Origin of the sequence: Oerskovia sp. NPDC057915 (assembly GCF_042887685.1) — a bacterium.
Taxonomy (GTDB): Bacteria; Actinomycetota; Actinomycetes; order Actinomycetales; family Cellulomonadaceae; genus Oerskovia.
In genome coordinates, this window is record NZ_JBHVOS010000016.1 from 43049 (window position 1) to 52078 (window position 9030).

6 protein-coding genes are annotated in these 9030 nt (G+C 73.2%); 4 read left to right on the top strand and 2 right to left on the bottom strand.

Annotated elements, in window-relative coordinates:
* The first annotated feature begins 156 nt into the window (after positions 1-156).
* Positions 157-2475, top strand: a complete 2319-nt coding sequence (locus ACFVQ3_RS12095) for a YhgE/Pip family protein (RefSeq protein WP_387639146.1) — start codon at positions 157-159, stop codon at positions 2473-2475.
* Positions 2476-2542: 67 nt separating this feature from the next.
* Positions 2543-3217 (top strand): TetR/AcrR family transcriptional regulator, encoded by a 675-nt coding sequence (locus tag ACFVQ3_RS12100; protein ID WP_387639148.1) that lies wholly within the window; start codon positions 2543-2545, stop codon positions 3215-3217.
* A gap of 157 nt (positions 3218-3374) precedes the next feature.
* On the opposite strand, the gene ACFVQ3_RS12105 is transcribed toward ACFVQ3_RS12100, so the two are convergent.
* Positions 3375-4112, bottom strand: a complete 738-nt coding sequence (locus tag ACFVQ3_RS12105) for an MIP/aquaporin family protein (RefSeq protein WP_387480718.1) — start codon at positions 4110-4112, stop codon at positions 3375-3377.
* A gap of 456 nt (positions 4113-4568) precedes the next feature.
* Here ACFVQ3_RS12105 and ACFVQ3_RS12110 point away from each other — a divergent pair, with 456 nt between their 5' ends.
* On the top strand, positions 4569-6302 hold the full coding sequence (locus ACFVQ3_RS12110) for a M20/M25/M40 family metallo-hydrolase (protein WP_387639151.1): 1734 nt from the start codon (positions 4569-4571) through the stop codon (positions 6300-6302).
* A gap of 150 nt (positions 6303-6452) precedes the next feature.
* Here ACFVQ3_RS12110 and ACFVQ3_RS12115 read toward each other — a convergent pair whose 3' ends face one another.
* On the bottom strand, positions 6453-7988 hold the full coding sequence (locus tag ACFVQ3_RS12115; RefSeq protein ID WP_387639154.1) for an APC family permease: 1536 nt from the start codon (positions 7986-7988) through the stop codon (positions 6453-6455).
* Between the two features lie 235 nt (positions 7989-8223).
* Here ACFVQ3_RS12115 and ACFVQ3_RS12120 point away from each other — a divergent pair, with 235 nt between their 5' ends.
* The gene (locus ACFVQ3_RS12120) at positions 8224-8925 is read left to right on the top strand and encodes an MOSC domain-containing protein (protein ID WP_387639157.1); all 702 of its coding nucleotides are present in this window, start codon (positions 8224-8226) and stop codon (positions 8923-8925) included.
* Positions 8926-9030: the final 105 nt, after the last annotated feature.

Sequence of the window (9030 nt, forward strand, 5' to 3'; positions counted from 1 at the left end):
CCGTCACCGTCGGCGACCCGCACCGTCACCGTCGGCGGCCCACACGGTCACCGTCGGCGACCAGCACCGTCACCGTCGGCGACCCGCACCTCCCCGCCCGCGCTCCGCCGTCGGGCCCCCATCTCTCGCACGAACAGAACGGAAACACCTCTCGTGATGTCCTGGACCTCCACCGGCACGGAGCTGCGGCGGTTCCGCCGCGGCCTCCTGCCCAAGCTCGCCGTGGGCGCGATGATCTTCGTGCCCCTGCTCTACGGGGCCATGTACCTGTGGGCCTTCTGGGACCCGACCGGCAACCTCGACAAGCTCCCCGTCGCGATCGTCAACGCGGACACCGGCACCGAGGTGGACGGCGAGCGCCTGGACGCGGGCGAGGAGGTCACGTCCACGCTCGTCGACTCGGGCGACCTCGAGTGGGCGCGCGTCGACGCCGCCGAGGCCGAGAAGGGCGTCAAGGACGGCACCTACTACTTCGCGCTGACCATCCCCGAGGGCTTCTCGGAGGGCATCGCGAGCGCCGCGGGCGACGACCCGCAGTCCGCGCAGCTCATGGTCACGTACAACGACGCGAACTCGTTCCTCGCGACGACCCTGGGCCGCAGCGCCATGACGCAGGTCCAGGGCGCGGTGCGCGAGGAGATCGGCGCGCAGGCCGTCGACAAGGTCCTCGTGGGTCTCGGCAGCGCACGGGACGGGTTCGCGCAGGCCTCCGACGGAGCCCTCACGCTCACGGCGGCGAGCGGTCAGCTGACCGACGGCGCGACGCAGGTCGCCGACGGCGCGACGTCCGCAGCCGACGGTGCGGGCACGCTCGCGTCCGGGATCGACCGGCTCGCCGACGGTGCCGGGTCCGCCGTGGCGGGAGCCGGGCAGCTCGCGAACGGTGCGGGCGCACTGTCGCAGGGCGCGTCCTCGGCGAGCGCAGGCGCCTCGAAGCTCGCCGCGGGCGCCTCGTCCGCGGCCGACGGGGCCTCGGCCCTCGCGGCCGGTGCGGCCACGACACAGTCGGGCATGGTCCAGCTCGCCGACGGCTCGCAGAAGCTCGTCGCAGGCTTCACGGCCCCCGACGGGCTCGTGGCCGGGGCCGACAAGGCCGCTGCAGGCGCCCAGCAGGTGTCCGACGGCGTCGCGCAGGTCCAGGGACAGGTCACCTCGCTCGCGGGCAGCGTCCCCACGCTCCGTGCGCTGCTCCAGCAGAACGCCGCGACGCTCGGCGCCTCCGCCGACCCCCGGGCGCAGGCGCTCGCGGCCGCGAACCAGCAGGCCCTCGGCCAGCTCCCCTCGGACGCCGAGCTCGCGCAGAGCGCTGCCGGGCTCCAGACCCTGGCCGACGGCTCGAAGCAGGTCGCGGCCGGGCTGCCCGCCCTCTCGAACGGCATCAAGGCCGCCTCGGCGGGGGCGGCGCAGATCGACGCGCAGCTCCACCCGGGGTCGGGCACGCAGACCGTCCGTGACGGCGTCGACGGTGTGGCCGCCGGTGCCGCGAACCTGAGCAGCGGTCTCACGACCCTGCGCGGCGGGGCCTCCGACCTCGCGGCCGGGAACGCCTCGCTCGCGTCCGGGGCGGGCACGCTCGCCGCCGGCACGTCGTCCCTGTACTCGGGCGCACAGCAGCTCGCCGACGGCGCGCAGTCCGCCGCGACCGGCGCCGGGGCGCTCGCCGACGGCACCAGCACCCTGGCCGACGGCGCCACGCAGGTCGCCGACGGCGGGGCGCAGCTCACCGACGGCGCACAGACCCTGACGGACAAGCTCGCCGAGGGCTCCGAAGCCATCCCCGACGACGGCACCGCCCTGCGCGAGCAGCGCGCCGACGTCATCGCGGCCCCCGTGACCGTCGCGGACCACGACCTGGCCGAGGCAGAGGGCTTCGGCGAGGGGTTCGCGCCGTTCTTCATCCCGCTCGCCCTGTTCGTGGGTGCGCTCATCACGTGGCTCCTCATGCGTCCGCTGCCCTCGCGGGCCCTCGCGACGCCCGCGTCGGGCCTGCGGACCACGCTCGCCGGGTTCCTGCCCGCGCTGTGCATCGGGTTCGCGCAGGTCGCCGTGATGCTCGCCGTCATCCACTGGGGCGTGGGCCTCGACATGACGCACGCGCTCGGGACGCTCGCGTTCACGACGCTCGTCGCCGCGACGTTCCTCGCGCTCCAGCAGGCCCTCATGGCGCTGCTCGGCCCGGCCGCGGGCAAGGTCGCGATCCTCGCGCTGCTCATGCTGCAGCTCGCGTCCTCGGGGGGCACCTACCCCGTGCAGACGACACCCGCGTTCTTCCAGGCCATCCACCCGCTGCTGCCGATGAGCTACGCGGTCGACGGGCTGCGTCAGACCATCACGGGCGGGGTCGACGGACGGCTCTGGTTCGCGGTGGTCTACCTCGGCGTGCTGCTGCTAGCGTCGCTGGCGATCAGCGCCTGGCGGGCGGGCCGCATGCGCACCTGGACCCTCGACCGCCTGCACCCGGCGCTCGAGATCTGACGCCGGCCCGGCCGGAGCCCCTGGCGACCGCACGACGACGCACGACGACGAAGAGGCTGGACGAACGATGACGACGACCAAGGCGGACCCGACGGCGGACGGACCGGGCGCCGTCGGGCCCGTCGAGGCCGGTGCCACCAGGTTCGCCGGGGCCGGCGAGCCCGCCGGGACCCGGCGCGAGCAGGCCTTCGCGGCCCGCCGTGCCGGGACCCGGCAGCAGATCATCGACGCGGCCGTGAGCCTCATCGCCGACCAGGGCTTCACCGCCACGTCCGTCGAGGACATCGCCGCGGCCGCGGGCGTGGCCAAGGGCAGCGTCTACTACAACTTCGGGTCCAAGTCGGACGTGTTCGAGGCCGCGCTCGCCGGCGGGCTCGAACGGCTGACCGTCACGCTCTCCGAGGCCCGCGCCGGGCTGCGGGGCAAGGAGGCGCTCGGGGCGCTCATCGCGTCGCTGCTCGAGCAGATCAGCGCCCACCCCGACTTCGCGAAGCTCCTCGCTGCCGAGGTCTTCCGGGTCGGGCGCGAGTGGCAGGAGACCGTCGGTCACATCCGGGCGCGCGTCATCGAGTTCTACGCGGCCGCGCTGCGCGAGGAGCGACCCGGGGCGGACGTGTCGCTGCTCGCGGCGTCGGTGTTCGGGGCCACGCTCGTCGCGGGGCTCGAATGGCTCGTGTTCCAGCCCGAGCGCGGGTTCGACGAGGTGCTGGCCGCGGTGCTGGAGCTGGTCGCGGGCCTCTGAGCGCGAGCCGCGCCGCCGAGGGCGACGCACGCGCCCGCCGACGGTGACGCACGCGCCTCCCGAGGGTGACGCACGCGCCCGCCGACGGTGACGCACGCGCCCGCCGAGGGTGACCTGACGGCGCGACGCTCGCTCCGCCGTCGGGCCCCGGCACGGCTCAGCCCAGGAGCAGCTTCCAGCAGCCCACCCCGATGAGCCCCGCGAGCAGCGGCGCGACGACCGGCACCCACGCGTAGCCCCAGTCGGAGGGGCCCTTGTGCTTGAGGGGCAGGAGCGCGTGCACGATGCGCGGCCCGAGGTCGCGCGCGGGGTTGAGCGCCGGCCCGGTCGGTCCGCCGAGACCCGCGACGAGCGCCCACACGAGGAAGCCGAGGGCCATGTGCGCGAGCCCCGGCTCGGTCGTGGTCAGCGGCGAGTTGACGATCGCCAGGGCGCACGAGAACAGGACGACCGAGCCCAGCAGCTCGTTCGCGAACCCGTTGGCGCGGCTGTGCGCGGCGTTGACGGTCGAGAAGGTCGCGAGGACGTCGTCGACGTTCTCGGTGCGGTCGTAGTACGGCTTGTGGGTCGCGACGATCGCGAGCTGCCCCGCCATGGCGCCGAGCATCTGCGCGACGACGTACGGTGCGACGTCGGCCCACGGGAACAGGCCCCACGTCGCGAGCCCGATCGTGAACGCCGGGTTGATGTGGTTGCCGCTGATCCCGCCGAACATCAGGGCCGGGATCATCACGCCGAACCCGTAGCCCATCGCGATGAGGCTCCAGCCGCCGCCGTACCCCTTGGACCCCTTGAGGTGCACGTTCGCGACCGTGCCGTTGCCGATGATGATGAGAATCGCCGTGCCGATGAACTCGCACGCTGCACGCACCGCGAGGGAGTAGTCCGGATCCATGCGCACACCCTGCCAGTGCCCGGGCGCGAGCGGGCTGCGCGACACCCCGCGAGACGGGGCGCTCGCGTGCCCTCGCGCGGCCTCGCTGGGTCGTGGACACGGTCCGGTCGTGGGGCATCCGGTGCCAGGCAATACCCAGCACACCGGGCCCGACGGCGTCGCTCGCCGCGGTCCGTCGTCGCGCCCGCGGTGGTGGTCGGCGCGGTGGACCGTCACCGTCGGCGTGCTGGCGCGTCACCGTCGGCGTCCTGAGCCGTCACCCTCGGCGTCCCGGTGCGTCGCCGTCGGCGTGCCGGGCCGTCACCGTCGGCGGGCAGGGCCGTCACCCTCGGCGGGTGGGCTCCTTCCTGTGTCGCGTCCCGCCCGCTGCCCGTACGCTCGCGACAACCGAACTCCCCGCAGCGTCGCGTCGAGTGTGCGGTCTGCTGCGTGGGGGACCACTGGAGGAGAACGAGTGTGAGAACACGTCCGATCGTCCCGTCCGTCGCCGCGCTGAGCCTGGGGCTCGCCGCGGTGTTCGTCCCGCCGGCCGCCGCTGCGCCGCCGGCACCACCCGCCCCGCTCGAGGACCACGTCTCGGGCGCGGCCGTCATGGAGCACCTCGAGCAGCTCCAGGCCATCGCGGACGCCAACGGCGGCAACCGCGCGCTGGAGACCCCGGGGTACGAGGCGAGCGCCGCGTACGTCGAGCAGGTCCTGACCGACGCCGGGTACACGCCCGAGCGCCAGTACTTCACGTTCGAGGACCAGAACACCGACGAGCTGTCGCTCACGGCCGGTGGGGTAGCGGTCACGCAGAGCATCTTCCCTGCGGAGTTCGCACCCGACACCCCGCCGGGCGGCGTCACGGGACCCGTCGTCCAGCCGGCTGACGCCCTCAAGCAGGGCTGCACGGCCGACGCGTGGGCCGGGGTCGTGGCGACGGGGGGCGTCGCCCTGGTCAGCCGAGGCTCCTGCAACTTCTCGCTCAAGGTCCAGCACGCGGCCGCCGCGGGGGCCGCGGCCGTCATCATCTACAACAACACGGCGGGCCCGATCAGCCCGACGCTCGGCGCGCCCAGCGACGCGTGGGTGCCCACGGTCGGCATCACGCAGGCCGACGGGCAGGCCATCATCGCGGGGGTCGCCGGCGGGCAGACGAGCGCGACGTACGTGCTCCAGACCTCGATCGTCCAGCACGAGACCTTCAACGTCATCGCGGAGACGAGCACGGGCCGGTCGGACAACGTCGTCATGATCGGGGCGCACCTCGACGGGGTGCCCGAGGGGCCGGGCATCAACGACAACGGGTCGGGTTCGGCCGCGATCCTCGAGACCGCGGTCCAGCTCGCCGAGCACGGCGGCCCGCTCGACAACCAGGTGCGGTTCGCCTGGTGGGGCGCCGAGGAGGTGGGGCTGCTGGGCTCGACGCACTACGTCGACGACCTGGTCGCGAACGACCCGGCCGCGCTCGACCAGATCGCGACGTACCTGAACTTCGACATGGTGGGATCGCCGAACTACGTGATCGGGGTCTACGACTCCGACGAGTCGACGTACCCGGCGCCCGTGCCGGTGCCGCCGGGCTCGTCCGAGACCGAGGACGTCTTCACGGACTACTTCGACGGGATCGGGCAGGCGTGGGTCGACTCGGAGTTCTCGGGCCGCTCGGACTACCAGGCGTTCATCGCGAACGGCATCCCGGCGTCGGGTCTGTTCACGGGCGCCGACGACGTCAAGACCGAGGCCGAGGTCGCGCTGTTCGGCGGCACGGCGGGGATCTGGCAGGACCCCAACTACCACTCGGCGAACGACGACATCGACAACGTCGACCCGGTCGCGCTCGACATCACGTCCAAGGCGATCGCGCACGCCACGGCGTCGCTCGCGGCGGACACGTCGGCGATCAACGGTGTGGTCTCGCCGGTCGACCCCGAGCTGACGAACCTCAGCGCGACGGCGCGCTGCACGGGGGGCGTCGCGACGCTCTCGGTGGTCACGACCAACGGCGAGGACCGCCCGCTCGACGTCCGGATCACGACGCCGTTCGGCACCAAGACGTTCGACGACGTCGCGCCGGGCAAGATCGCGCAGCAGAAGTTCAGCACCCGGACCGGTGCGCTCGCTGCAGGCACCGTGACGGTCAGGGCCTGGGACGACGCGGGGTCGCAGGAGTCGTACACGCTCGACTACGCGGCGCTCACCTGCTGATCCCGCCGCCGGGACGGAGGGCCACCGTCGAGGTGGAGGGTTCTGGCCCTCTCCCTCGACGCGATCCCTCCACCGCGGCCACGCCCGACGGCGCCCCCTCCTCCGGTGAGACTCTCGCCGGGGGAGGGGGCGCCGTCGGGCACGGGAAGGTCACGCAGGCGGGGCCGGGTCCCCCGGCGGACCCGACGCCGCGGCCGCCTCCGCCTCCCGCGCCGCGACGTTGCGCTTCGAGAGCAGGCTGTGCCGGTACCCGAACGACGCGTAGATCACGAGCCCGATCACGACCCAGACGAGGAAACGCAGCCACGTGAGCGTCGTCAGGTTCGTCATGAGCCACAGGCACGCGACGCCCGAGAAGATGGGCAGCACGGGGGACCAGGGGACGCGGAAGCCACGCTCGATGTCAGGGCGCGAGCGGCGCAGGATCGGGATGCCGAAGCTCACGAGCACGAACGCCGACAACGTCCCGATGTTGATCATCTCCTCGAGCAGCTCGACCTGCGCGAGCCCCGCGATCAGCGCGACCACGATGCCGGTCCCCACCTGGAGGCGGACCGGGGTGTGGAAGCGGTGCGAGGTCTTGGAGACGCCGCGCGGCAGCAGGCCGTCGCGGCTCATCGAGAACATGACGCGCGTGAGGCCCAGGAGCAGCACCATGATGACGGTCGTCAGGCCGACGAGGATGCCGACCGAGATGACGCGCCCGGCCCAGTCCGCACCCACCAGGATGAAGGCCGTGGTGAGCGACGGGTCGTCGGAGGCCGCGAGGTCGGTGTAGGAGACCATGCCTGTGACGACGAGCGTCACCAGGATGTACAGGACCGTGACGACCGCGAGTCCGCTGAGGATGCCCTTGGGGATGGTCTTCTGCGGGTTCTTGGCCTCCTCGGCCGTGGTCGCGACGACGTCGAACCCGATGAACGCGAAGAACACGAGCGCCGCACCCGCGAGCAGGCCCATGACGCCGTACGTCGTGGGCTCGAGGCCCGTGAGGAAGCCGAACAGGGGCTGCTCGAGCGCCGACTTCTCGGGGGCCGGCTGCGACGGCGGGATGAACGGCGTGTAGTTCTCGGCCTTGACGTAGAAGAAGCCGACGACGATCACGAACAGCGTGATCGCGACCTTGATGATCGTGAACACGCTGTTGATGCGGCTGCTGAGCTTGGTCCCGATCGCGAGGAGCGTCGTGAAGACCGCCACGATGAACACGGGCCCCCACTCGAGGTCCACGGGACCGATCGCGACGGTCAGCGGCAGGTCGATGCCGAACAGCGAGAACGCGTCGGCGAGGTAGATGCCCCAGAACTTCGCGATCACCGACGCTGCGAGCAGCATCTCCAGGATGAGGTCCCAGCCGATGATCCACGCGACCAGCTCGCCCATGGTCGCGTAGGAGAACGTGTAGGCCGAGCCCGCGATGGGCAGCGCCGAGGCGAACTCGGCGTAGCACATGACGGCGAGCGCGCACACGATCGACGCGATGACGAACGAGATGATGACCGACGGCCCGGCGAAGTTCGCGGCGGCGGTCGCGCCGACCGAGAAGATGCCCGCCCCGACCGCGACCGCGACCCCCATGACCGCGAGGTCCCAGGCGTTGAGGTCCCGCTTGAGGGACCGTTCCGGGTCGTCGAGGGCCGCGAGCGACTCCTCGACGGACTTGAGTCGTAGAACACCTCTGGCCATCGCACCAGTCTGTCCGGCGGGTCGCCATCACGCGCGGTGGACCGCCCGACGGCGCAGCGACGCCCGTATCGCGGACGCCCAGGGGTGCACCCCGCCGAGGGCGACGTGCCCACCCGCCGACGGTGACCGGCCGCTACGCCGAGGGTGACGTGCCCGCCCCCGACGGTGACGTGCCGGACCCGCCGGTGCGACGCCGTCGGGCCGGAGCCGTGGCGCGACCTGGGAGAATCCTCCGATGACCTTCTCCACCCCGGAACCTGCCCGTCCCCACGCGCCGCTCGGCGCGACCGGTGAGCTCCTCGCGGTGTGCCGCGTGCACGGCCTGCTGCCCGACGCGGGCACGGTCGGCGTGACCGCGATCGACAAGCGCGCCGTGGACGGCCCCGTCAAGGTGCGCCCGCTGGGCCTCTACGCCGACGTCCAGGCGGACCGTGCGCACCACGGCGGCGAGGAGCAGGCGGTGTACGCGTACTCGCAGGAGGACGCCGACCACTGGTCGGCAGAGCTCGGCTACGAGGTGACGCCCGGGCTGTTCGGGGAGAACTTCCGCACGCGAGGCGTCGCGGCGAGCGGGGCCCTGATCGGCGAGCGCTGGCAGGTGGGGACCGCGGTCCTGGAGGTCACGCACCCGCGCACGCCCTGCGCGACGTTCGCGCGACGGCTCGCCGAGGACCGGTGGGTCAAGCGGTTCACCGACGCGAACCGCACGGGCGCGTACCTGCGGGTCGTGACCCCGGGGGAGGTGCGGGCCGGGGACGCGGTCGAGGTCGTGTTCCGCCCGACGCACGGCGTGAGCATCGCGGACTGGTTCGGGGCGCGGGCCGCGGGGACGTCGGTCGAGGTGTCGCAGCGTCTGCTCGACGCCGAGGCCGCGGGCGAGGTCCGCCTCTCGGCGGAGGTGCGGGAGGGCGCCGAGCGCGCCGTCCGCCAGCGCTGAGTGCGTGGTCCGGCGGGGGGGCGCCCGGGGGGTGGGCGCCCCCCCCCCCACCCCACCACCCGCCCCGCCCGGGAGCGGCCCCCCCCCCACCCCCCGGGGGCCACA

Excerpts from the sequence above, each read along its gene's own strand:
- ACFVQ3_RS12095 (WP_387639146.1), top strand. The coding sequence starts at position 157 with ATGTCCTGGACCTCCACCGGCACGGAGCTGCGGCGGTTCCGCCGCGGC.
- ACFVQ3_RS12100 (WP_387639148.1), top strand. The coding sequence starts at position 2,543 with ATGACGACGACCAAGGCGGACCCGACGGCGGACGGACCGGGCGCCGTC.
- ACFVQ3_RS12105 (WP_387480718.1), bottom strand. The coding sequence starts at position 4,112 with ATGGATCCGGACTACTCCCTCGCGGTGCGTGCAGCGTGCGAGTTCATC.
- ACFVQ3_RS12115 (WP_387639154.1), bottom strand. The coding sequence starts at position 7,988 with ATGGCCAGAGGTGTTCTACGACTCAAGTCCGTCGAGGAGTCGCTCGCG.
- ACFVQ3_RS12120 (WP_387639157.1), top strand. The coding sequence starts at position 8,224 with ATGACCTTCTCCACCCCGGAACCTGCCCGTCCCCACGCGCCGCTCGGC.